16 protein-coding genes are annotated in these 23,972 nt (G+C 73.7%); 7 read left to right on the top strand and 9 right to left on the bottom strand.

Annotated features, from left to right (window positions below; all coding sequences use genetic code 11):
* Nucleotides 1-44 precede the first annotated feature (44 nt).
* Both O7635_RS03680 and cofD read right to left on the bottom strand, forming a co-directional pair.
* On the bottom strand, nt 45-1,151 hold the full coding sequence (locus tag O7635_RS03680) for a coenzyme F420-0:L-glutamate ligase (protein ID WP_278078987.1): 1,107 nt from the start codon (nt 1,149-1,151) through the stop codon (nt 45-47).
* 44 nt (nt 1,152-1,195) lie between these two features.
* Entirely contained in the window at nt 1,196-2,131 is a 936-nt protein-coding gene (cofD, locus tag O7635_RS03685; protein WP_278078988.1) for a 2-phospho-L-lactate transferase, read from the bottom strand.
* Between the two features lie 90 nt (nt 2,132-2,221).
* Here cofD and O7635_RS03690 point away from each other — a divergent pair, with 90 nt between their 5' ends.
* Entirely contained in the window at nt 2,222-3,268 is a 1,047-nt protein-coding gene (locus tag O7635_RS03690) for a hypothetical protein (protein ID WP_278078989.1), read from the top strand.
* A gap of 957 nt (nt 3,269-4,225) precedes the next feature.
* A complete protein-coding gene (locus tag O7635_RS03695; RefSeq protein WP_278078990.1) occupies nt 4,226-5,125 on the top strand; it encodes a winged helix-turn-helix domain-containing protein in 900 nt (299 codons plus the stop codon).
* A gap of 4 nt (nt 5,126-5,129) precedes the next feature.
* Here the strand turns inward: O7635_RS03695 and O7635_RS03700 are convergent, their stop codons facing one another.
* The 3 genes from O7635_RS03700 to O7635_RS03710 are packed head-to-tail and all read right to left on the bottom strand — an operon-like array spanning nt 5,130 to nt 8,464.
* Nucleotides 5,130-6,167, bottom strand: coding sequence for a hypothetical protein (locus O7635_RS03700; RefSeq protein WP_278078991.1), 1,038 nt, complete (start codon nt 6,165-6,167; stop codon nt 5,130-5,132).
* Nucleotides 6,168-6,183: 16 nt separating this feature from the next.
* Complete coding sequence (locus O7635_RS03705) at nt 6,184-7,284, bottom strand: sugar phosphate nucleotidyltransferase (protein ID WP_278078992.1); 1,101 nt, start codon at nt 7,282-7,284, stop codon at nt 6,184-6,186.
* A 37-nt stretch (nt 7,285-7,321) separates the two neighbouring features.
* On the bottom strand, nt 7,322-8,464 hold the full coding sequence (locus O7635_RS03710; RefSeq protein ID WP_278078993.1) for a glycosyltransferase family 1 protein: 1,143 nt from the start codon (nt 8,462-8,464) through the stop codon (nt 7,322-7,324).
* A 137-nt stretch (nt 8,465-8,601) separates the two neighbouring features.
* On the opposite strand from O7635_RS03710, the gene O7635_RS03715 reads away from it, so the two are divergent.
* The gene (locus O7635_RS03715) at nt 8,602-9,279 is read left to right on the top strand and encodes a TIGR03089 family protein (RefSeq protein WP_278078994.1); all 678 of its coding nucleotides are present in this window, start codon (nt 8,602-8,604) and stop codon (nt 9,277-9,279) included.
* Here O7635_RS03715 and O7635_RS03720 read toward each other — a convergent pair.
* On the bottom strand, nt 9,272-11,227 hold the full coding sequence (locus O7635_RS03720; RefSeq protein WP_278078995.1) for an acetoacetate--CoA ligase: 1,956 nt from the start codon (nt 11,225-11,227) through the stop codon (nt 9,272-9,274). The two genes, O7635_RS03715 and O7635_RS03720, sit on opposite strands and share 8 nt — an antisense overlap.
* Nucleotides 11,228-11,347: 120 nt before the next feature.
* Here O7635_RS03720 and O7635_RS03725 point away from each other — a divergent pair, with 120 nt between their 5' ends.
* Together O7635_RS03725 and O7635_RS03730 are read left to right on the top strand one after the other, a co-directional pair.
* Nucleotides 11,348-11,968, top strand: coding sequence for a hypothetical protein (locus O7635_RS03725; RefSeq protein ID WP_278085361.1), 621 nt, complete (start codon nt 11,348-11,350; stop codon nt 11,966-11,968).
* A gap of 60 nt (nt 11,969-12,028) precedes the next feature.
* Nucleotides 12,029-13,555 carry a hypothetical protein gene (locus O7635_RS03730; RefSeq protein WP_278078996.1) on the top strand — a complete coding sequence of 509 codons (1,527 nt, stop codon included), beginning with the start codon at nt 12,029-12,031 and terminating at the stop codon, nt 13,553-13,555.
* Nucleotides 13,556-13,567: 12 nt separating this feature from the next.
* Here O7635_RS03730 and O7635_RS03735 read toward each other — a convergent pair whose 3' ends face one another.
* A complete protein-coding gene (locus O7635_RS03735) occupies nt 13,568-14,728 on the bottom strand; it encodes an acyl-CoA dehydrogenase family protein (protein ID WP_278078997.1) in 1,161 nt (386 codons plus the stop codon).
* A 285-nt stretch (nt 14,729-15,013) separates the two neighbouring features.
* On the opposite strand from O7635_RS03735, the gene O7635_RS03740 reads away from it, so the two are divergent.
* A complete protein-coding gene (locus O7635_RS03740) occupies nt 15,014-16,441 on the top strand; it encodes a UDP-glucose/GDP-mannose dehydrogenase family protein (protein ID WP_278078998.1) in 1,428 nt (475 codons plus the stop codon).
* Between the two features lie 276 nt (nt 16,442-16,717).
* Complete coding sequence (locus O7635_RS03745; RefSeq protein WP_278078999.1) at nt 16,718-22,234, top strand: permease; 5,517 nt, start codon at nt 16,718-16,720, stop codon at nt 22,232-22,234.
* A gap of 75 nt (nt 22,235-22,309) precedes the next feature.
* Here the strand turns inward: O7635_RS03745 and purE are convergent, their stop codons facing one another.
* Both purE and O7635_RS03755 read right to left on the bottom strand, forming a co-directional pair.
* A complete protein-coding gene (gene purE / locus O7635_RS03750; protein ID WP_278079000.1) occupies nt 22,310-22,807 on the bottom strand; it encodes a 5-(carboxyamino)imidazole ribonucleotide mutase in 498 nt (165 codons plus the stop codon).
* Nucleotides 22,804-23,955, bottom strand: a complete 1,152-nt coding sequence (locus O7635_RS03755; protein ID WP_278079001.1) for a 5-(carboxyamino)imidazole ribonucleotide synthase — start codon at nt 23,953-23,955, stop codon at nt 22,804-22,806. The genes purE and O7635_RS03755 overlap by 4 nt, the downstream gene beginning before the upstream one ends.
* Between the last annotated feature and the right edge of the window lie 17 nt (nt 23,956-23,972).

Genomic DNA, 23,972 nt, shown 5'->3' on the forward strand with positions numbered 1-23,972 from the left:
CGCCGGGCTACCAACTGACATGAGCGAACGAAGCCCGCTGGGCGTCAGCCGACGGCGACCACCACGTGCGTCCCTTGGCCGTCGTCGGCGGTCTCCATCGTGGACGGTAGGCCTTCTGCGGCGAGGGCCGCGCGGAGGCGGTGCACGTCTGCGCCCAGCGCGATGAGGGCGGCGGCGGCTGCCGTCGTCGTTGGCTCGGCGCGGCAGACGACCCGGTAGCGGGGGGCGTTTGTTGCCGCCTCGGCGCCGGTGCCGGTCGCGGCCGCTCGCCGGGGTTCGGTGTCGAAGGTCGTGGTTGCGGACCGGCGGACGGCGGCCAGGGCGCGAGCGAGCGCCTTCTGCACGTCGACGTCCTCGAGCACCGGGAAAGGAGGTGGTGCGGTGTCGGCGAGGCGGGCGGCGGCCCGGAGACCGTCGGCGCGGGCCTCGGCGGTGCCGAGGGAGAACAGGTCCTGGTCGGCGCCGCGGACCAGGACGGCGGCGCCGTCGCCGTCGGCGGTGGGCAGTGGGGCGTCCAGGTAGCCGCGGACGACGGCTACCGGGACCTGGGCGCACTTGCCCTTGACCAGTTCGCCGGCTGCGGCCAGTTCGTCGACCACGGCCATCTGGGTGATGGAGAGCTCGTTGCCGTAGGGGTCCACCTCGCCGCGGTGGTCGCGGATGGCGGGGATGCCGGCGGCGCCGAGGGCGACGTCGGTCAGGCCGTTGCGCCACGGGCGGCCCATGGTGTCGGAGATCACCACGGCGACGTCGAGGCCGTGCCGCTCGCGCAGCGTGGTGCGCAGGGCACGGGCGGAGGCGTCCGGATCTTTGGGAAGGAGCACGAGGTGCGCACGGTCAACGTTGGACGCGTCGATGCCGGCCGAGGCCATCACGAAGCCGTGGTGGGTCTGGACGATCCGGGTCTGCCCACGGCGGGCCACGGGTCGCGCCGTCTCGGCCCGGAGCACCTCTTCGCGGGCCACGGCGCGTTCGTTGCCGTCGACCGGCACGTCGACGAGGCTCCCCTCCGCCTTCGACACGATCTTGCTCGTCACCACCAGCACGTCGCCCGAGCGCAGCCACGGCGCGGCGCCGGTGATGGCGGCCGCCAGGTCGTCGCCGGGTCGCACGTCGCCGATGCCTTCGACCGGCAACACCTCGAGCCGCATGCGCCCACTCCCGCCAGCTGTCGTGGTCAACTCGCTCGCCGCAGTCATACCAGGTCGACGGCCGCTCGGACCATGTCGGCGGTGGCCTGCTCGTCGCTCATCCAGAGCGGCACGGCCCGCACCGTGACACCGGGCACCTCGGCGCCGGCGTCCGACTCGTCGACGAGCCAGCCGTCGAGGATGCCGCCGTTGGCGCGGGCGCCATAGAGGTCGCCGACCGCGGCCGCCGTGCAGGGGACGCCCAGCACGGCCAGGCACTTGTCGGCCATCCCGCGGACCGGGCGACCGCCGATGATCGGCGAGAGGCCGACGACCGGGGCCGACAGCGCGGCGCGCAGGCCCGGAACCGCGAGGATCGGGCCGATGCTGACCACGGGGTTGCTCGGGGCGACGAGGACCACATCGGCGGTGGCCAGCGCCTCCAGCACGCCGGCGGCCGGCTTGGCGGTGTCGGCGCCGACGAAGACGAAGCGCTTGGTCGGCACGTCGCCGCGGTGGCGTACCCACCATTCCTGGAAGTGGATCGCCTTCTCGCCCTCAAGATCGACCACGACGTGGGTCTCGAAGCGATCGTCTGTGGCGGGAAGCACACGCACGCCCGGCTGCCAGCGCTGGCACAGTGCCTCGGTCACCGCTGACAGTGGGTAACCGGCGTTGAGCATCTGACTGCGTACGAGATGGGTGGCGATGTCCTTGTCGCCCAGGCCGAACCAGCCCGGCTCGGCTGCGTACGCAGCGAGTTCGTTCTTCACGGCCCAGGTTTCGCCGACCCGTCCCCAACCGCGTTCTGGGTCGGCGGCGCCACCCAGGGTATACATGACGCTGTCGAGGTCCGGGCAAATCCGCAGGCCGTGCATGGTGACGTCATCGCCGACGTTCACCACGGCGGTCACCTCGGCGCCGGTGGACCGGGCATAGGCTCGCACGCCGGTCAGGAACCGCGCCCCGCCGATACCTCCAGCCAAAACGACGATGTGCATCCCGCAATCCTTACCTACACTGCCGGATTCCCGGCGTCCGGGCGACTACGCTCACGAAAGCCATCTTCCGTCATCGCCCCAGGGGGAGCCGTGACCACCCAACCCGAGGCCGGGTCGAGCGAACAGCAGACGACCTCGGCTAGTCAGATCACCAAACCCTGGCGCGAGCTGATCGCGCTGGTTCTCGTGGGCGCGAACGCCGTCCTCCTGTTCGTCGGGCTCATCGATCTCCTCGTGCCCTATTCGGCGAATGTCGGTTTCTCCAGTCGGGCCGGCGGTAGTTTCTTCGACTTCGTCGGCATCGAGGCGATCGTGCTGCCGCTGGTGGCTGTGCTCCTGGCCACACACATCAAGCCGCCGGTGCCGCGAGCGAAGCTGATCACACAGGCAGCTTTGATCGAGTACGCCGTGTCCGCCGTATTCGGCGTCATCGCGCTGCTGGCCTGGCTGTTCGGCTCGCTGGTCGACGGCGAGGTGCGCGCGGCGTTCACCGGCCTGCTGGTGCGCGTCGCCTACGCGGGCATCTTCGCGGTCGCCGGATTCCTGATCTACAAGATCTGGCGGACGCTGTACTACGTGCCGCGCCCCAAGCCGCAGCCCGGTGTCTACGGCGCGCCGGCCGGTGGTCCCGGTGGCTACCCGCCCGCGGGTCCGGGCCCGATGGGCCAGGGCCAGCAGGGATACGGACAGCCGCAGGCGTACGGCCAGCCCGGCTACCCACCGCCGCCGGCCTACCCGGGCGCCACGCCCGGGCTCGGTGGTCCGGCCGCTCCGGGTGCGGGCCAGCCCGCTCCTGGTCCGGGTGCGGCCCCTGGCCAGACCGGTGCGATCCCGCCCGGCGGGGCGGCGCCGTCGGCCTCGGCTCCGTCGGAGCCGGCGACCTGGCCGCCGGTCCCGGGTGCGCCCCAGGCGACCCAGACGATCACCGCGCCGCCTGTTTCGGGAGCACCGGCCCCCGCCGCTCCGGCGGCGCCCGCGGCCAGCCCGCACGACGAGCCCACGGCGGCGATCCCGACACCGGAGGGCGAGCGGACCCAGGTGATCAACCCGGCCAGCCAGCAGCCGAGCGCGGGCTCCGCCCCGCCGCCGGCAGCGACAGCGACCGGCGACGAGCCCACCCGGCCCGACATCCGCTGACACCGCATCGGGGGCAGCAGGCCCGGCACAAGCCGGACCCGCTGCCCCCGACGCATGTCCGAACCAGATGGACCAGAGCCAGCCGGGCCGCTGGCCCGGGAAGCCCGGCGCGGGACGCTGGGTCGCCAGACGCGGAAGGCGCAGCGCGGGGCACGCGGAGAACGCGGCGCGGAGAACGCGGCGCGGAGAACGCGGCGCGGAGAACGCGGCGCGGAGAACGCGGCGCGGAGAACGCGGCGCGGAGAACGCGGCGCGGAGAACGCGGCGCGGAGAACGCGGCGCGGAGAACGCGGCGCGGAGAACGCGGCGCGGAGAACGCGGCGCGGAGAACGCGGCGCGGAGAACGCGGCGCAGGGTCCAACAGCCCCAGGGTCGCGCGGAGAGCACGGCGCGGGAGGCGCGGCGCGGGCGGCGCGGCGCGGCGCGGACGGCGCGGCGCGGCGCGGACGGCGCGGCGCGGCGCGGAAGGCGCGGCGCGGAAGGCGCAGCGCGGAAGGCGCAGCGCGGAAGGCGCAGCGCGGAAGGCGCAGCGCGGAAGGCGCGGCGCGGGAAGCGCGGCGCGGAGGGCGCCAGGAAAGAAAGTGGCACCACCCGCCGGGCCCCCACGTCGCGGCGGGTGGTGCCGGCGTGGACCCGGGAGGAAGGTCTACGCGTGGGTGCCGCCGGCCGCCCACCTCCACGACGTGTGTCGCGGGCCCTCGTTGGTAGGTCGGCCGGACGGCTATGCCGCCCCGCGGCTTGCGGGGCGTTAACACGAGCATGGCCAATCTGCATGCCCAATGCGACAACATTCAGCCTCTGCTGAAACATGCTGGTCAGCGGTAGGCTGAGGGCCCTTCGGACGCCAGTCCGCCCCCGACTACCGGAGCCACCGAGACCGTGCTGCGGATCCACTTCACCCGTGACGACGTCGCGCGCACTCGGGTTGCGCCTGGGGCGGATTCGGTTTGGGAGCTGGTGCTCAGCCTGCATCTGTTCCAGGGCCGGCGGCCAGCGCGGGATCCGTTGCTCAGCGGGTGGCGGCGCGATGTCGCCGCTGGGTTGCGGCTCAGTCCCGACCGCGACAGCGTCAAGCTGTTGTTGGCGCTCAACCCGCCGCAGGGCTATTTCCCGGACTTCCTGACGCCCTACGCCAGCCGGGCCGGGTTGGCGCCCGCGCTCGACGCCATCCGGTCCACGCCGGCCGCCCACCTCCGCCGGGACCTCACGCTGCTGGCCAGCGGTAACCGGCTGCCGGCCAGTGCGGGGGCGCTCGCGCACGGCGACAAGGCCACGCTGATCAGGCTCACCGACTCCATGGAGCGTTACCGCGCCCTCGCGCTCGCTCCCTACTGGCACAGGATCGAGAGCGCTGTCGAGGCCGATCGCGGGCAGCGCGGCCGGGCCATGCTCGCCGACGGCGCCGACGGGCTCCTGGCCAGCCTCCGGCCGGCGATGCGGTGGGACGGCCAGACGCTGGAGGTACGGCACTACCCCGTCAGCCGCGACCTCTACCTCGACGGTCGCGGGCTGCTGCTGGTGCCCTCGTTCTTCTGCGCCCGCACGCCGGTCACCCTGGTCGACCCTGAGCTGCCGCCGGTCCTCGTCTACCCGGTGGACCGGCTCGGCGGCCTCGACCAGGAGCCCGGCCGGCACGCGGCACTCGCCGCCCTGCTCGGGCGCACCCGGGCGCGGGTGCTCGAGGTGGTCGACGGCGGCGCGTCGACCACCGAGATCGCCCAGCGCCTCGCCATCTCGGCCGCCGCCGCAAGCCAGCACACCGCCGTGCTGCGCAACGCCGGTCTGCTCGTCAGCCGCCGCGACGGCAACACCATGCTGCACACCCTGACCCCGCTGGGCCGGGCGATGCTCAACTAGGGGCTCAGTCGTGCCAGAGGGCGATGCGGTGGTCCTCGTCGGTCACATAGATCCGCTCGCCGTCGACCACCGCCAGACCCTCCACGTTGTGGAACGGCGCGAGCTCATCGACCACCGTCCCGGCGACCCGACTGTCCGGGCCCAGGTTGAAACGCACGTGCGTACACGTGATGTCGCCGCCCGTCGGGTGGTCGTCCAGGAGCACCGAGCCCTTCCCGAGCGCGTCGATCGACCCGACTACCGCCTCGAACCCAGATGGCGTCGCCGTCAGCGCGCGGAAGCCCGTCAAGGTGCCCGACGGCGTGACCCCGGTCAGGGCGTACGCCCGCACGACGGCGGGCCAACTGCGCGGATCCGAATCGAACATGCCCTCCACGCCGGAGATCTCCACCATGATCGGCTCGCCGTCCTGGGTCACGGGGAACCGCAAACCCAGCAGCAGCGTCCCGGCCGGGGTGAACGCCGCCGCCTCCACGTTGAGCGGCAGATCGCCGGTGACCACGCGCGTCACCCAGCTCTTCGCCTTGGCCGAGCCGCGTACCTGCGTGTCGCGAATGAAGCGCTGCTGCACCCGCGAACCTGGCGGCAGCGGGCTGATGTCGGCCTGGGCCAGCGCGTCGTTGATCGCCCGGTGCAGCCGGAACTGGTTGCGCACCACGTCGAGCCGCACCACGCCCCGCGCCGCGTCATCCTCGCGGAACCGCGCGAAGAACGCCCGCTTCGGCCGCAGCGGCCCCGCCTTCGAGCCGAAGTGGGAGCCGACCACATAGACCCAGCCGTCGCGGTGGGCCAGCGCCTCGCCGTCCTCGGTGCGGCCCGCCTCCGGCCCGGCGTCGAAGCCCTGGTGGTGCGCCACCCAACCGCCGTCGTGACCCTGCACCAGCAGCGCCACGCAGGCCTCGACCGGACCTTCGTCGAGCACCGTCCACAGGCCACGGCGCGCGCCGTGGGCTTCGAGCAGAGCCGGCGAGAGTACGGGCAGCAGGTCGCTCGCCTCGTTGCCGGCGACGGTGAGCTCCACATGGCGCAGCGGTGCGGTCATGCGATCAGCGTAAGAGTCAGCAGAAACCCTCGTCGCCACGTGCCTTCAGCTCGTCGACCAGCTGTTTCACCTCTTGGGAGCGCTCGCGCGCGCAGACCAGCACCACGTCGGGCGTGTCGACGATCACCAGACCGGACACGCCGAGCGCGGCCACCAGCCGGCCCGACTGCGGGACGACCACGAGCCCGTCGGTGTCACGGAGCAGCACGCCGGGCTTCTCCCCGGAGTCGGGGCCGCCGCCGAGCACCACGTTGCCGCGCGAGTCGCCCGGCAGCACGTCACCCAGCGTCTGGAAGTCGCCGACGTCCGTCCAGCCGAAGTCACCGGGCACGGTGCCGACCTTGCCGGCCGCCGCCGCGCCTTCCATCACCGCATAGTCGACCGAGATCTTGGTCAGCGTCGGCCAGGTCACCGACAGGACCTCGTCGCGCGTCGGCTCGTCCCAGGCCGCGGCGACCCGCATAAGGCCCTCGTGCAGGGTCGGCTGCTGCCGTTGGAGCTCGGCGAGGAACGCGTCGACCCGCCACACGAACATGCCGGCGTTCCACAGGTGGTCGCCGGACTCGACATAGTGCTTGGCCAGCTCGTACGCCGGCTTCTCCTTGAACTCGCGGACCATCCGCACCGGGCCCGGGCCGACCTCTTCGCCGCAGGCCAGATAGCCGTAGCCGGTCTCGGGCCGGGTCGGCTTGATCGCAATTGTCATCAGCAGCCCGCGCTCCGCGCCGGCGACCGCCTGGCGCACCACGTCGACGAACTGCCCCGGGTTGGTGATCAGGTGGTCGGCGGCGAAGGCACCCATGATCGCTTGTGGATCGTGCCGGGCGATCAGCGCGGCGGCTAGCCCGATCGCGGCGCAGGAGTCCCGCGCCGAGGGCTCGACCAGGATGTTCTCCTCAGGCACGGCGGCCAGCTGCCGGGCGACGGCGGCCGCGTGGGCGGCGCCGGTGACCACCAGCGTGTGTTCCGGACCGGCCAGCGGAGCGACCCGCTCGACCGTCGCCTGCAGGAGCGACATCGGGCTGCCGGACAGCGGGTGGAGGAACTTCGGCTGGTGGAGACGGGACAGCGGCCACAGTCGGGTTCCGCTGCCGCCCGCGAGGATGACGGCGTGCATCGGGCAATCATGCCCGAAGGGGGCAACCACGGTTGAGCTACGCTCGCGCCCGTTGCCAAGCCGCGATGTGCACCTCGGCGCTCGACTCCCAGGTGAACTCCTTGGCCCGGTCGAGGCCGGCCTTGCCCAGCGTCGCCCGCCGCGGCTCGTCGTCGAGCAGCGCGACCAGGTCGACGGCGATCTGGTCCGGATCTTCGCTCGTGTAGGCCACCGCGTCGCCGCCGACCTCGGGCAGCGACAGGCGCGGCGTGGTCAGCACCGGCACCGCGCACGCCATGGCCTCGAGGATCGGCAGGCCGAAGCCCTCGCCGAAGGACGGGTAGGCCGCGATCATCGCGCCGCCGAGAAAGCCGGGCAGGTCGGCGTAGCGCAGGTAGCCCGGGCGCAGCAGGCGCAGGTGGCCGGGCACCTCGGCGACCGCGCGGTCGATGTCGTCGTCGTGCCCCTGGCCGCCGGCGACCACCAGGGCCGGCGGGTTGGGCCGGTCGTGCACCGCCTTGACCCAGCCGCGGATCAGGCTCGGCACATTTTTCCGCGGCTCCTTGGCGCCGAGGAACGCGATGTAGCTGGTGCCGGCCAGCCCCAGCCGGGCGGCGACGCGGGCCTTCTCGTCGGCGGTCGGCGGGTGGAACGCGGTCGGGTCGACGCCGTGGTAGGCCACGTCGACCCGGGTCGGGTCGGCGTCGAGCAGGCGGATCAGCTCGTCGCGGGTGGCCTTGCTCGGCACGATCACGCGGTGGGCGCGGCGCAGCGAGGTCTTGATCGCGCTGCGGAAGAAGGTGCGCCTGGACTTGTCGTAGTGCTCCGGCTCGGTGAAGAACGTGGCGTCGTGGACGGTGACCGTCACGGGGCAGCCGGCCCGCAGCGGGCAGGTGTAGAACGGCGAGTGCAGCACGTCGGCGCCGACCTGCTGGGCCAGCAGCGGCAGCCCGGTCTGCTCCCAGGCGAGGCGGGCGGGCCGGTGCGCGACGGCGGCCGGCGCGGCGACCACCTCGGCCGCCGGCAGCATCCGGCTGTAACGCTCCGCGTCGGTGCGCAACCCCACCACGGCAAGCTCCACCTCGGAGCCGATCACCTTGCCCAGCGCACCCAGCAACCCGTCGACGTAGCGGCCGACCCCGCCGCGGTCGGCGGGGACGCTGGTGGCGTCGACGAGTACGCGGGGCGGACCGGAAGTCACGGTGCGGGCTCCTCAAGCGTGTGGTGTGTGCCAGGCCACTATGGCCCCAAGCCTACGCTGGGTCGCCGACCGGTCGGAGCCGGTGACACCGTCACGACACGGCGAACGATCGATGGCTAACCGGTAAGGTGCGACCGATGGTCGAAGTGAGCGCTGACGGAATCGCCCGGATGTTCGCGGCGGCAATCCGGAGAGATCCGACAAGACCCCTTTTGACCTGGTACGACGACGCCACGGGCGAGCGCACCGAGCTATCCGGAGCCACTCTCGACAATTGGGTCGCGAAGACCGCCAACCTGCTCGTCGACGGCGCGGGGCTGGGCGAGGGCGACCGGGCCGGCGTGCTGCTCCCTCCGCACTGGCAGACCGCCGCCGTCCTGCTCGGCTGCTGGGCCGCCGGCGTCGAGGTCACCGCCGAGCAGCAGCCGGTCGACGTGCTGTTCGCCGCCGAGGGCCGGATCGCCGAGGCCGCGGGCTGGTCGGCCGGCGACCGCTACGCGCTGTCACTGCACCCGCTCGCCCTGCCGATGCGCGACGTGCCGGCCGGCTGGCAGGACTACACGGTCGCGGTCCGGGCCTACGGTGACGTCTTCGCCGCGTACCCCCGTGGTGCTTCGGACTGGCACCCGGCCGATCCGTTCGGTCTCGTGCCGGGCGACCGCGTGCTGATCGACGCCGGCCGGCATCCCGACCCGCGCGACTGGCTGCTGGTGCCGCTGGCCGCCGGGGCCAGCATCGTGCTGTGCGGCAACCTCGACCGGGCCAAGCTCGCCGACCGGATAGCCAGCGAGCAGGTCACCCGCGACCTCAGCTGACCCCGTCGCGGGCCAGCTTCTCGAACTCGGCCAGCGACTCCGGGTTGGCCAGCGCGCCCTTGGCCGCCGCCGCCTCCACGGGCGCCCCGGTGAGGATCTTCTTGACCGGCACCTCGAGCTTCTTGCCGCTCAGCGTGCGCGGGACGCCGGTGATCCGGTAGACCGCGTCCGGCACGTGCCGCGGCGACAGGGCGGTGCGCAGCTCTTTGGCGATCTTGGCTGTCAGCGGGCCGTCCAGGTCGCGGCCGTCGGCGGTGACCACGAACAGCAGCAGCTCACCGGCACCGCCTTCGTTGTCTTCCAGGTGTACGACCAGCGAGTCGGCGATCTCCGGCAGCCCTTCGACGACGGAGTAGAACTCGGCGGTGCCCAGCCGCACGCCGCCCCGGTTGAGCGTGGCGTCGGAGCGCCCGGTGATCACGCAGCCGCCGTGGTCGTTGATCGTGATCCAGTCGCCGTGCCGCCAGACACCGGGATAGACGTCGAAGTACGCCTCCCGGTAGCGGCTGCCGTCCGGGTCGTTCCAGAAGCCGACCGGCATGCTCGGCATCGGCTCGGTGATCACGAGCTCGCCGAGCTGGTCGAGCACCGGGGTGCCGTCGGGCGCGTACGCCTCGACCGCCGCGCCCAGCGCCCGGCACGCGATCTCGCCGGACCGCACCGGTAGCAGCGGGACCCCGCCGACGAAGCCCGTGCAGACGTCGGTGCCGCCGGACAGCGACTGGAGCTGCAGAGTGGGGCTGACCGCGTCGTACACCCACTCGAAGCCCTCGGGCGGCAGGGGCGCGCCGGTCGAACCGAGCCCGCGCAACGCGGTCAGGTCGTGGTCGGCCCGCGGCACCAGAGCCGACTTGCGGCAGGCCAGCAGGAAGGGGGCCGACGTCCCGAAATAGGTCATCCGGGAGTCCTGCGCCAGCGCCCACAGCGTGTCGAGGCTCGGCGCGCCCGGGTTGCCGTCGAACAGCACGATCGTCGCGCCGACCGCCGGGCCGGAGACGAGGAAGTTCCACATCATCCAGCCGGTGGTGGTGAACCAGAAGAACCGGTCGGCCGGGCCGAGGTCGTGGTGCAGCGCCAGCATCTTGAGGTGCTCGAGCAGGATGCCGCCGTGCCCGTGGACGATCGGCTTCGGCAGGCCGGTGGTGCCCGAGGAATAGAGCACGTAGAGCGGGTGGTCGAACGGCACCGCCGCGAAGGTGAGCGGCTCGTCCGTCGGCGCGGTCAGCTCGCTCCAGCCCGACCCGGCGCCCGGCTCCAGGTAGTCGATCATCACCAGGTGCTCGACCGAGGGCAGCGCATCGCGGATCGCGGCCACCTCGGCCCGGCGGTCGACCGGCTTGTCGCCGTAGCGGTAGCCGTCGACGGCGACCAGCACCCGCGGCTCGATCTGCTGCCAGCGGTCACAGACGCTGCGGGTGCCGAACTCGGGCGCGCAGGAGGAGAAGATCGCGCCCAGGCTGGCGGTCGCCAGCATCAGCACGTACGTCTCCGGGATGTTCGGTGCGTACGCGGCGACCCGGTCACCCGGTCCGACACCGAGGCGGCGCAGTCCCGCGGCGCACCGGCGTACGGCCTCGCGCAGCTCGTCTTTGCTCAGCGTGACGGGCGCACGGGTCTGGCCGTGCGCGATCACGGCGGGGTCGTCGCCGGCCCGGCCGGGCATCCGCAGCACGTTCTCCGCGTAGTTGAGCGTCGCGCCGGGGAACCAGCGGGCCCCGGGCATGTGCCGGTCACCGACCGTCTCCGTCGGCGGGGTGTGGGCGACCACCTCGAAGTAGTCCCAGATCGAGCTCCAGAAGCCCGCCAGGTCGGTGACCGACCAGTGCCGCAGCGCCTCGTAGTCGGCGAACGCCAGACCCCGCTCGCGCTCGAGCCACCGCAGGTAGTGGCCGATCCGGCTGGTCTCGCGTACGTCGGACGGCGGCGTCCACAGCACCTCGTTGCTCATCCGGCCATCCTCCCCCATCGAGGCAGGCAGACATGTAGGTCCCACGCACACATTCACGGGTCAGAGCCGCTCCGGTACGGTGCTCGCGTGCGTCATCTGTGGAGCCTGCTCGCCGGCATCGTGGTCGCGCCGCTGGCCTGGATCCTGCTCGCGCTCGGCCAGGACGGATCGAACTCGACGATCACCACCTGGGCCGAGACGTCGACGTTCAACACGGCGCGGCTGATCGAGCCCGCGGTCTACCTCGGCGCCGCCGGCGTCGTGATCGGCGTGCTCGCCACGCTGCGCTGGTCGCCGCTCGGCCCGCTGGTCGCGGGGCTGCTGCTGATGGCGCCGTACGTCGGGATGTTCATCGCGCCGCTGCGGGTGCGTTCCGCGGTGCCGGGCGGCTGGCGGCTCTTCGGCGACCCGCTGCCGCTGCGCCTGCCGCTAGACAACGGCACGCTTTTCTTCCTAGGCCTGCTGCTGGCCATGGCGGCGTTCAGCGTGCAGCGGTGGCGCCGCTGGCCGCTCGGCGTCGCCGCCACCGCGGACCGGTCCGGAGTGGACGACACCGACCCCGACCTGTTCGGCGGCGGCTACCCGTCCGACCCCGACACGCGGCCGCCGTCGCTGGCCTACCCGCCGGCCGACGTGCCCGCGCCGCGGTCGGAGCAGCCGTTCGGTGGCGCGCCCACCGCCGGCACCTCACCCTGGGCGTCGCCGCCCGCGCCCTACCGGTCGGAGGGTAGGGCCGAATAGGCGACAGAGTTCGCCTGCCACCCGGGGTAGCGTGCGCCTCACCTACCCGCGGGAGGCCCGATGCGTCACCTCGGATCGCTGCTCCTGTCACTGGTGCTGGGCCCCGCGATCTGGGTGCTGGCCGGCTACGGGATGAGCGAGGTCGCGACCGGGCCCGGCGGGGTCGACCTGCGTGTGGTCGGTGGCTACGCCGCCTTGGCCGCGGCGGGGGTGCTGCTCACGCTGCTCGTCATGACGCGGCTGTCGCCGGTCGGGCCGGCCGTGGTCGGGGTGGCCTTCATCGTGACCAGCCTCTGGGCCGCGCAGGACGCGGGGCTGTTTCGTGACCTTTCGACGGTCGACGTGTTCGACCGATCGGCGGGGCTGGCCAATCCCGTGGTCGGCCTCGGGCCCGTAGTCGGCACGCTGCTGTTGCTCACCGTGACCAGCCCGCGGCGGTGGCGGCGGCATCCTTCGCCCGCCGGCCAGCAGCCGGTTGGCCAGCCGCCCGTCTATCCGGGTGCCGCCGTGGCGGGGGCGCCGGGTTACCCGCCTCCGCCTCCGCCGCCCCCGCATCCGGGGGCGCCCGGCTTCGATCCTGGGCCCTATGCGACGGCGGCGATCTACGGACCGGGGCGCGGCGGACCGGCGCCGGCCACCGTCACTCCGGCGCCGACGTCGGGGGCACCGGCTCCCTGGGGCCCGCCGACTTCTGGCGCTCCGGTGGGTGGGGTCGGCGCGCCAGCGCCGACCAGCGGCGCGCCAGCGCCGACCAGCGGCGCGCCAGGTTTTGGGGCGCCAGCGCCGACCAGCGGTGCGCCGGGCTACGGGCCGTCGGCGCCGACCAGCGGCGTGCCCGGCCCTGCCTCGGCACCGTTCAGTCCTGCGCCCGCGCCGCCGGTGGGGCATTCCGGGTCGTTCAGCCCTCCACCGGCCGGGCCGCCGACGCAGGGTCCGGCCGGGCGACCGCCCGCGACTCCGCCGCCGCCACCGCCGCAGTTCACGCCGCACGTGCCGCGTCAGCCGGGCGCCGACGAGGCCGCGGACGCCACCGAGGCCACCACCCGGCTCAGCGCCCCACCACCACCGCCGCCGCCCGCGGACGAGACGACCCGGCTCAGCGCCCCACCACCGCCGCCGCCCGCGGACGAAACCACCCGGTTCAGCGTCCCGCCGCCGGCCGCACCCGCGGACGACACGACCCGCCTCACCGCTTCGGAAGCGACGGACGAGACCACGCGGCTGACGCCGCGCGCGGAGCCGCCGGCCACCGCGGACGGCGACGAGGACACGACCCTCCTGCGCCGGCCGACCGAGGAGGCCGCCCCGCCGGCCGCCGGAGACGGCGACGAGGAGACGACGCTGCTGCGCCGGCCCGATGCGCCGGACGACGACGAGAAGACGACGGTCCTGCCGTCCCGATCAGCCGACGAGGAGACGACGCTGCTGTCGCCGCGGGCCGAACCAGCCGCCGACGAGCCCAGTGACGACAGCGGCACCCGGCCGCTGCGGGGCACACCGCCGCCGCCGGCGGCGTACCCCCCGCCGGGTCATGCGACCCCGACCTCGCCCCCGTCGGACCCGGACGCGACGACCCGGCTGAGCTGACGCTGACGACCGTCAGCCGGCCAGCAGCTGGCGGGCCATCACGACCCGCTGCACCTGGTTGGTGCCCTCGTAGATCTGCGTGATCTTGGCGTCGCGCATCATCCGCTCGAGCGGGTAGTCGCGGGTGTAGCCGTAGCCGCCGAGCAGCTGGACCGCGTCGGTGGTGATCTCCATGGCGGCGTCGGAGGCGAAGCACTTCGCGGCCGCGCCGAAGTAGGTCAGGTCGGCGTCGGCCCGCTCGGAGCGGCCGGCCGCGGCATAGGTCAGCTCCCGGGCGGCCGTCAGCTTCATCCCCATGTCGGCGAGCATGAACTGCACACCCTGGAAGTCGGCGATCGGCTTGCCGAACTGGCGGCGCTCCTGGACGTAGCCGAGGGCGTAGTCGAGCGCGCCCGACGCGATGCCGACGGCTTGCGCGGCGATGGTGACCCGGGTGTGGTCAAGGGTGCGCATCGCGGTCGCGAAACCGGTGCCGGGCTCGCCTATAATCCGCGAATCCGGAATATGCACATTGTCGAAGTAAACTTCGCGAGTCGGTGAGCCCTTGATGCCGAGCTTCTTCTCCGGCGCGCCGAACGACACACCGGCATCCGACTTGGACACCACGAACGCGGATATGCCGCGCGACCGCGCGCCGGGCTCGGTGACCGCGAAGACGGTGTAGAACTCCGACACACCGGCGTTGGTGATCCAGCGCTTCACGCCGTTGAGCACCCAGCCGTCACCGACGCGCTCGGCCCGGGTCGTCATCGACACCGCGTCACTGCCCGCCTCGGGCTCCGAGAGGCAGTAGGAGAACATCGCCTCGCCGCGCGCGACCGGCGGAAGGAACTCGGCCTTGACGGCGTCGGATCCGGCCAGCAGCAACGGCATCGTGCCCAGCTTGTTGACGGCGGGGATCAGCGATGACGCCGCGCAGGCGCGGGCCACCTCCTCGATCACGATCGCGGTGGCCAGGGCGTCCGCGCCGGCGCCGCCGTATTCCACCGGGATGTGCGGCGCGTGGAAGTCGGCCGCGCGCAGGGCCTCGTACGACGCCTTGGGGAACTCGCCGGTTTCGTCCGCGTCCGCGGCGTTGGGCGCGACCTTGGCGTCGCACACCTCGCGGACCGCCGCCCGAATAGTCCGATGCTCTTCGGGTAGTTGGTAAACATCGAACGAAGCGTTTGTCATGATTGCGGCCCTCCCCTTGGCCGGCGGTGAGCGCCACCGGTAGCGTGCGTCGGGCATGCGTCTATCTGGCCCAGTGCAGAGGATACCGACCGGTAACGTCGGCTCGGATGCACAGTGGGTAGGCTCACGCACTATCCTCGCCTGCGCGGGCGAACCGCAGGCGAGCCCGCCCAGTGGCGGGGATACAAGAAAATGTCCTAACTGACGCGCCGTGCGGGCGCGGCCAGCCCCGACAACCGACGTGGCGCGAAGAAGCGCCGCCGAGCGTGAGCGGAGAACCAAGGCGTGACGATCCCGTACCCGAACACCCAGCCCATGCCGGCGATCGCGGCGGTGACACCCCCGTCCGGCGCGGCCCGCCCGCGGCTGACCTTCCTCGGCACCGGTTACCTGGGTGCGACGTACGCCATCTGCTACGCCGAACTCGGCTACGAGGTGCTGGGCGTCGACGTCGACGAGGCGAAGATCGCCGGCCTGGCGTCCGGCGTCGTGCCGTTCCACGAGCCCGGTCTTGACGAGCTGCTGCGCCGCAACATCGCCGCCGGCCGCCTGCGGTTCTCCACCGACTACAAGGAAGCCGCCGACTTCGGCGACGTCCACTTCATCTGCGTCGGCACCCCGCAGCGGGGCGACGGGATGGGCGCCGACCTGAGCTACGTCGAGGGCTCGGTCGTGGCGCTGACCCAGCACATGACCCGCAAGGCGCTGATCGTCGGCAAGTCCACGGTTCCGGTCGGCACCGCCGAGTGGATCGAGCAGCTCGTCGGCAAGCACGTCGCGCCGGAGCTCGGCGTCGAGGTCGCCTGGAGCCCCGAGTTCCTGCAGGAGGGCTTCGCCGTCGAGGACGTGCTGCGGCCCAACCGGATCGTCGTCGGCGTGAAGAGCGACTGGGCCAACGGCCTGCTCTACTCGGCGCACAAGGGCGTCTTCGACCTGGCCGCGACCGAGGACCGCGAGGTCCCGCTGGTCATCACCGACTTCGCGACGGCCGAGCTGGTCAAGGTCGCCGCCAACGCGTTCCTGGCCACCAAGATCTCGTTCATCAACGCGATGGCCGAGGTCTGCGAGGTCGCCGGCGGTGACGTCACCCAGCTGTCCCGGGCGATCGGCTACGACCCGCGCATCGGCAACCGGTTCCTCCAGGCCGGTGTCGGCTTCGGCGGCGGCTGCCTGCCCAAGGACATCCGCGCGTTCCAGGCGCGGGCCCAGGAGCTGGGCGCCGGCGAGGCGCTGCGGTTCCTGCACGAGGTCGACCTGATCAACCTGCGCCGCCGCACCCGGGTGCTCAACCTGGCCGCCGACCTGCTCGGCCGCCGCTCCGGCCCGGCGGGCCCGGACCTGTCCGGCGCCAAGATCGCGGTGCTCGGCGCCACCTTCAAGCCCAACTCCGACGACATCCGCGACGCGCCCTCGCTGGCGGTCGCCGGGCTCCTGCTCAAGGCCGGCGCCGACGTGCGGGTCTACGACCCCGAGGGCATGGACAACGCCAAGAAGGCCGCGCCCGACCTGACGTACGAGCCGACGCTCAACGACGCCGTGCGCGAGGCCGACCTGGTCTGCGTGCTGACCGAGTGGGCGGACTTCCGCAACGCCGACCCGGTGGCGCTCGGTGAGCTGGTCGCCGGCAAGAAGGTGATCGACGGCCGCAACTGCCTCGACCCGGCGCTGTGGACCCAGGCCGGCTGGGTCTACCGGGGCATGGGCCGCCCGTAACAGTCCGTTTCGCCGAAGGGCGCTTCCGGGGTTCCGTACCCCGGGGGCGCCCTTTCACATTGGAGGGACGTCACCGATTTCGGGTGTCGCGTCCGGACACGCCCAAAGGGACTGTTCAATCGACGTCCGGTATGGGCATGCTTCGGTATAGGCGTCACTGTCCTGCCGCGGAGAGGTGCGATGGAAAGGTATCCCTGTCCCTCCTGCGGCCGGGAGATCGACCCCGCGCCCCGGTGCCCCTATTGCAACGCGCAACAGGGCCGGTGGGCCGACGAGGTGTCGCGCATCGAGCGCGAGATCTCCGAGATCCGACGCAAGGACATCCAGCTCGTCCGTGAGCAGCGGCTGCTGGCACAGCGGATGCAGGCCGCGCAGTTCCAGCGCGACATCCTCAACGCGGCCAACCAGGAGCGGCTCAAGGAGCAGATCAAGAAGCCGCGCAAGGTGCTGCGCAAGCGGGTGTTCCGCCGCCCGCCGACCGCGGACCCCACCGGCCCGCGGATTCCCCGACAGCAGCCCGCCGGGGGCACGCCACCGACACCGGAGCCGCCTCCGCCGCCGCGGGTGCAGGACCTCGACGACGACGGCGTACGCGAAGAGGCCTCCACCCGCGAGATCCAGAACGTCTATCTCGGCCTGGGCGCCCTGCTCCTGGGCGTGGCGGCGGTCGTGTTCGCCGGTGTCACGCCCTACGCGATCCCCCGGCTCGTGATCCTGGCCGGCGCCGCCGCCCTGATGCTGGGCGTCGCGCCGTTCGTGCGGGCCCGACGGCTGAGCTCGACCGCCGAGACCATCTCCGCGGTCGGCCTAGTGCTGGTGCCGCTGATCGGCTACGCCTTCTGGCTCGTGCCGGACGTGCGCGTCGGGCCGGTGCCGGGCGACGTGTTCGCCGGGATCGTGTTCGCGGTGACAGCGGCCATCGCGGCGGTCTACGCGAGCGCCACCGGGCTGAGCGTGCCGCGGTACGGGACCGTGCTCGCCCTCCAACCGGTGATCCCGCTGCTCACCCACCGGTGGATCGAGGGGCCGACGGGTTGGGCCTTCTCGCTCGCGGCGGTGGCCGCGCTGGACATCTGGCTGGGCCGGCAGTACGCCGCGTTCGGCGCCCTCGTCCCCCCGGCCTGGTCGGCCCGGCTGGTCCCGCCGGCCGACGAGCCCCCACCCACAGCCGCCGGGCGGTTCTGGCGGCGTGCCGACGGTTCGGGCGCGGACGGGTCGGCAACCGTCGCGGAGCCTTCCCGGCGAACCGACGCTCCGGCCGGTGATTCGCCCGCCGCTGGCGGGCGCTTCTGGCGCCGTTCCGAGGGCCCGGCCGATGTGGGGCCGATTTCTGGGAAGCGGGGGACCACCGGGCGTGCGTGGCGGCGTTCGGACGACGCCACCGATGAGCCGGCGACCGGCGGCCCGTCCGGGGCGGTTCCGGCCACGGGCGGCCCCAAGGTGTCGCGGATCGTGTCCTCACCGATCCCGCCCAAGCAGCGCACCGACGAGGCGCCGGCCGAGCCCACGGGCAAAGCCGCGACGGAACCGGCGGGCGGCCCGGACCAAGGCCCGACGGCTGGTCCGACACCGGAGACTGCGGCGACGCCGAAGGAAGGTGCGGCCGCCGGGCCAACCCCGAACGCCGGCGCGACGCCGACGAAGGCCGCGGACGCCGGGCCAACTCCGGAGGCCGCCCCGACGCCGAAGGACGCGGCAGAGCCGCGGCGTCGGCCCGAAGGGGCCGCCGAGGAAGACGAGGTGTTGATCGACGCCGGCCCGGTCGACGCGCCGGTGTCCGGACCGCCGCCGCAGACCGAGGTCGCCGCCCGCTGGCTGCGCGAGATGTCGTGGGTGCTGTTCGGCATCGCGATCGGTGCCGCGCTCATCTACGCCGTGGCCGGGCTCGTCGACGCCCGCACCCTGCCAGCCGCCACCGTGGCCGGCATCGCGCTGGTCACCGCCGCCGGTGTCGGCCTGATCGGCTCGATGTCGCTGCGCCACCGGCCCCTGCCCGACGTTGCCGGCGGCATCATGACGCTGGCCATCGTCGGCGCCGCCGGTCGGGTCGCCGCGGTCGCGATGCCCGGGCACGCGCTCGTCGTGATGGCGGCGATCATCGTGCTGATCGGCTTCGCGATACGTGCGCTGCCCGACGACGCCAGAAAGGGCCCGCAGCTCGCCTCGACCGCGGCGCTGCTGGTGATCGGCATGGTGGTCGCCGGCAACACGCTGCGCGCCGCGATCGCGCCGATCGACGCCGCGCTGCCGATGTGGGGCGCGGACCTGACGGCGTACGACGCTCGCCTGGACGCCGCCATCGGCTCCGCGCAGTGGCAGCTCGCGGTCGCCGCCGCGCTGCTCACGGTCGCCGCCGTGCTGGCCGCGCCGGCGGAGATCCGGCGGGAGCTCGCCGTCGCGGGCGCCGCGCTGACCGCCCTCGCCGCGCCCGCCTCGTTCGACCTCAGCTGGGCCGCCGCGCCGTGGCCGCCGGCGATAGCCGCCATCGCCATCGGTGTGGCCGGGCTCTGGGCCCGCACCCCGCGAGCCGGCGCCGCCCACGCCGTCGGCGCGGCCCTGGTCGGGCTGGCCGCCGCCGGCGCCTCCGCGGCCCGGCCGTCGCTCAGCGCCGCGGTGCTGTTCGTGATCGCGGCCAGCGGCGCGCTGATCGCCGCGGCCGCCCGCAGCGCCCCGCTCCGCTCGCAGAACGCGGGCGCCGAGCCGGTCGGCGAGTGGGCCGCCGGGGGCGCCGCGTTCGCCTTCCCGGGCGCGGTGGCGAGCTTCGTCGCCGCTACCGTGCCGGCCAACGCGGCCACGGTGCCGATCCTGGCCACCGCCTTCCTCGCCGTCTGCGCCACGCTGAGCTTCGCGGCGCTCAACCAGGTCGCCGAGCGGCAGCTCAGCGTCCCGCTGACGGCGGGCACCGGGCTCGGGGCGATCACCGTGGCGATCACGGCGTTCGCCGCGAGCCAGTCCACCGTCGCCGACAAGCTGGTCGGCGCGCTGATGCTGGTCGCCGCCGTGCTGCTGTTCCTGGCCCCGTCGATCGACCACGGCCGGCGGGCCGACCGGATGCTGGACGGCGCCGACTTCGCGTCGGCCGCGGCGACCACGGCGCTGATCGGCGCGCTGGCCCGCATCGCCGCGATCCTCGCGCCGGGCGGCGAGATCGCCACGGTGGCCGCGATGATCCTAGTGGTGGCGATCGTCGTCCGGGCGCTGCCGGAAGGCTGGCGGCGCGGTCCGGCGCTCGGCATCGCCGTCGGCGGGGGCGTGATCGCGGCGATCGCCGGCTACCAGTGCCTGGCCGGCGGGCTGCGCATCCTGGCGACCCCGGGCGCGCTCTGGTCGGCCGACCTCAGCCAGTGGCCCGGCAGCACCGACGCGGGCGGCGCCTGGCAGGCCCCGGTCGCCCTGGTGCTGCTCGCCGGCGCGGCCGCGATCGTGCTGCCCCGCCCCTGGTCCTACGACGTCGCCGCGGTCTTCGTCGGTCTCGCCACGATCGGGGCGCCGGCCGCGCTCGGGCTGCCGTGGTACTCCCCGATCATCGTCGGCGGCGCGGTCGCCACCATCTACGGCGTGGCCGCGGTGATGGCCGCCGACCCGCGGGCCGGGCTGGCCCGCATCTGGGTGGCCGCTGCCGTCGCGCTGCACGCCGTCGGCGCCAGCGTGGTGCGCCCGTGGACCACCGCGGCCGCGCTCGCCATCATCGTGCTGATCGGCGGGGTGGTCGCCGCCCTCGCCGGCAACGTCGTCGCCACCCCGCCCGGGGAGCCCCGCGAGCCGGTGGCCACGGGCGGAGGCACCGGCGCGACCACCGAGTCGTCGGGCTATCCGGGCGCGGAAGCGGCCCCACCCGTCGGCGCCGAACGGATCGTCGTCGACAACGGTGTCGGCGTCGGCGCCGGCGCGGCGACCGCCACGATGACCCGGCCCCGACCGACCCCGACCGGTGCGGCCGTCGCGGCGCCGGCCGAGGTCGCCGCGGCGCCACCACACCTGAGCACGATCGGCGGCCTCGCCCTCGGTGGCGCGTTGCTGGCCCTGCCCGGCGCGCTGGCCGGCTTTGCCGCGTCGATGGGGAGCTCGGCCGTCGTGGTGCTGACCGCCGCCCTGGCCGGTTCGAGCCTGGGGATGGCGGTGCTGGCGGCGTCGCGTACCCGGATGGCGCCGTTCCTGTCCTATGCCTCCGTCGGCCTCGCCGGCGGCGCCACGGTGACTGCCGGCACCGCGCTGGCCACCAACGTCTCCCCGGGGGTTTACGCGGCCGGCGCGGCCATGCTGGGCATCCTCGCGGAGCTGCTGCGGTCGACCGCCCCGCCGAGCGGTGAGATCGACTCGGCCCGCCGCTGGAGCGCGGCCGGATCAGGCCTGTGGCGACGGGTGCCCGGAGGCTTCGGCCGGCGGTGGTCGCTCGACCCGGCGATGGGTGCGCTGCTGCTGGCCGTACCCGGCGTGCTGTTCGCCCTCTATGCCCTCGGCCCGGCGCTGATCGCCGCCCTGATCGACCCGCTGCAGGTCCTCAACGGCGTCTGGGAGGGCCCGCCGGCGGCGCTGCTCGACCCACCGCCGGGCGCCGTCGAACCGTCCAATGTGCTCGCCGCGCTGCTGCTCACGCTCGCCGCCGGCCTGGCCGCGCTGGCGTTCTCCGGCGGCCGGCCGCTGCGGGCCGTGCCGGTGGCGCTGCCGGGCATCGCCGTCACCATCCTGATCACGCCGGTGTCGCTCGGCTACGGCTGGCCACACAGCACCCGGGCCGCGCTGGCCGTGTTCGCGGTCGCGATGCTCGGCCTGGCGCTGACCCCGCCGCCGCCGGAGTCGGAGCTGGCGCAGTCGCTGCGCACGGCCCGGATCGCCACGTTCGTGATCGGGCTGGCCGCCGGAAACGCCGGCCTGGTCGGCAGCCTCGCCACCCGCGCGATGACGCTGCTGACCCTCGGCAGCGCGGTGCTCGTGGGCGCGATCGCGGCGTTGTACGGGCGGACCGAGCGCTCCCGCATCCTCGGCTGGCTGTTCGCGGCGATCATGGGCCAGGCCTTTGTGCTGACCGTCGGCCTCGTCGGCGGCCTCCCGCGCACCACGTCGGCGTTCGGCGTCCTGGCGGTCGGCGCCGCGCTGCTGATCGGCGCCGCACTGCTGCCCCGGCTGCGCCGGCCCGAGGCGTCCCGCGAGGCGACGACCGTCGAGTGGAGCGGCTACGCGGGCGGCCTGATCGCGTTCGCGCTCGCCTTCGACTCGCGGCCGCACCTCGCCGGCCTGCTCGCCGCCTGGGGCGCGGTGCTCGGCGTCGCGGCGGGCCGCCCCGGCCGGCAGGCGTCCCGGCGCCGGGTCATCTTCTACACCGCGCTCGGCTGCGAGGTGGCGGCCTGGTGGCTGCTGATGGACCTGGCCGAGGTGCGGCTGCTGGAGGCCTACACGCTGCCGTTCGCGGCGGTCGCGCTGGTGGCGGGCCTGATCGAGCTGCGGCAGCGGCCGTCGCTGGGGAGCTGGGTGGCGTACGGACCGGCCCTGGTCGCGGCCTTCCTCCCGACCACGGTGATCGTGCTGATCGGCGACACGACGGACACCCGCGAGCTGCTGCTGCTGGTCGGGGCGGCGGCGACGCTGGTCTTCGGCTCGATGGTCAAGCAGCAGGCGCCCTTCATCGTGGGCGCGGTGGTCACCGCCATCTCGGCCATCCATTTCACGGTGACTCGCGTCGGCCCGTACTACGTCGTCCTGCCGATCGGCGTCATCCTGCTGATCCTCGGCGCCAGCAACGAGAACCGCCGCCGCGCCCAGGAACGCATCCGCAGCCTGGGCCGGATGCGTTAGGACGCGCCGCGGCAGGCTGCGCCGACCGACAGCCCACGCAGGTCGACTTCCGACCGCGGCCGGATCACGCCGCCGTCACGCCGGGCGCAGGGAGGCCTTGAGCGCCGCTTCCTTCTCGGCGACCAGCACCTCGAGGCCCGCCTGGAAGTCGACCATGCGTTGCCGCAGGGCCGGATCGGCCGCCGCGAGGATGCGGACCGCGAGCAGGCCCGCGTTGCGGGCGCCGCCGATCGAGACCGTGGCCACCGGCACGCCGGCCGGCATCTGCACGATCGAGAGCAGGGAGTCCATGCCGTCGAGATATTTCAGCGGCACCGGGACGCCGATCACCGGCAGCGGGGTGGCCGACGCGACCATGCCCGGCAGGTGGGCGGCCCCGCCCGCACCCGCGATGATCACCTGGAGGCCACGGTCGGCCGCCGTTCGGGCGTACGCGATCATCTTGTCGGGTGTGCGATGGGCGGAGACGACGCCGACCTCGTAGGCGACGCCGAACTCGTCGAGGGCCTCCGCCGCGGCGCGCATCGTCGCCCAGTCGGAGTCGCTGCCCATGATCACGCCGACGGCGGTCACCAGTGCGTCCCTTCGCGTAGCCACCAGGCCGCACGGGCGGCGCGGGCGCGCAACGACTCGAGGTCGTCGCCGAGAACCGTCACGTGGCCGATCTTGCGGCCGGGCCGCGACTGCTTGCCGTAGAGGTGCACCCGGGCGCCCGGATCCTCGGCGAACAGGTGGTGCAGCCGCTCGTCGGTCGACATGCCGCCCGCCGGCCCGCCGAGCACGTTGGCGCTGACCACGACGGGCGCCGCCAGCGCCGTGTCGCCCAGCGGGTAGTCGAGCACCGCCCGCAGATGCTGCTCGAACTGCGACGTGCGAGCGCCCTCGATCGTCCAGTGGCCGGAGTTGTGGGGGCGCATGGCCAGCTCGTTGACGACCAGCCCGCCCGGCGTCTCGAACAGCTCCACCGCCAGCAGGCCGACCACGTCGAGCGCCGTCGCCAGGTCGATCGCCAGCTTCTGCGCCTCGACCGCGAGGTCCTCGGGCAGCAGCGGCGCCGGCGCCAGCACCTCGACGTTGATGCCGTCGCGCTGCACGGTCTCGACCACCGGGTACGCGGCCACCTGGCCGAACGGCGACCGCGCCACCTGCACCGCCAGCTCGCGCCGCAGCGTCACCAGCTCCTCGGCGATCAGCTCGGTCCCGCTGCCCAGGACCTCGGCAGCCGCGGCGGGCGAGTCGACGACCCACACGCCGCGCCCGTCGTAGCCGCCCCGGGCCGCCTTCAACACCAGCGGCCAGCCGGCCTGCGCGCCGAACGAGGCCAGGTCGGCCGGCGAGGCGATCGGCTGCCACCGCGGCACCGGCGCGCCCAGCCCCGACAGCCGCTCCCGCATGCGCCGCTTGTCCTGCGCGAACACGAGCGCGTCGGCGGACGGGAACACCTTGACGCCCTCGGCGGCCAGCGCGCGGATGTGCGCCTCCGGCACGTGCTCGTGGTCGAAGGTGACGACGTCACAACCCTTGGCGAAGGTACGCAGCGCGGCCAGGTCGGTGTGCTCGCCGATCTGCACGTCGGCGACGACCATCGCGGCGCCGTCGTCGGGGTGGGCGGCGAGCACGCGCAGCGACTGGCCGAGCGCGATGGCGGCCTGGTGGGTCATCCGGGCCAGCTGGCCCGCGCCCACCATGCCGACGACAGGCAGTCCGGTCCGGGAATCCATGGCGCGGGAAAGCCTAT

This window comes from Asanoa sp. WMMD1127, from assembly GCF_029626225.1.
In the GTDB taxonomy this organism is placed as follows: Bacteria; Actinomycetota; Actinomycetes; order Mycobacteriales; family Micromonosporaceae; genus Asanoa.

What these genes read in the sequence shown, in the direction of transcription:
- O7635_RS03680 (WP_278078987.1), bottom strand. Translation starts at nt 1,151, where the DNA reads ATGCGGCTCGAGGTGTTGCCGGTCGAAGGCATCGGCGACGTGCGACCC.
- cofD (WP_278078988.1), bottom strand. Translation starts at nt 2,131, where the DNA reads ATGCACATCGTCGTTTTGGCTGGAGGTATCGGCGGGGCGCGGTTCCTG.
- O7635_RS03700 (WP_278078991.1), bottom strand. Translation starts at nt 6,167, where the DNA reads ATGACCGCACCGCTGCGCCATGTGGAGCTCACCGTCGCCGGCAACGAG.
- O7635_RS03705 (WP_278078992.1), bottom strand. Translation starts at nt 7,284, where the DNA reads ATGCACGCCGTCATCCTCGCGGGCGGCAGCGGAACCCGACTGTGGCCG.
- O7635_RS03715 (WP_278078994.1), top strand. Translation starts at nt 8,602, where the DNA reads ATGGTCGAAGTGAGCGCTGACGGAATCGCCCGGATGTTCGCGGCGGCA.
- O7635_RS03720 (WP_278078995.1), bottom strand. Translation starts at nt 11,227, where the DNA reads ATGAGCAACGAGGTGCTGTGGACGCCGCCGTCCGACGTACGCGAGACC.
- O7635_RS03730 (WP_278078996.1), top strand. Translation starts at nt 12,029, where the DNA reads ATGCGTCACCTCGGATCGCTGCTCCTGTCACTGGTGCTGGGCCCCGCG.
- O7635_RS03735 (WP_278078997.1), bottom strand. Translation starts at nt 14,728, where the DNA reads ATGACAAACGCTTCGTTCGATGTTTACCAACTACCCGAAGAGCATCGG.
- O7635_RS03755 (WP_278079001.1), bottom strand. Translation starts at nt 23,955, where the DNA reads ATGGATTCCCGGACCGGACTGCCTGTCGTCGGCATGGTGGGCGCGGGC.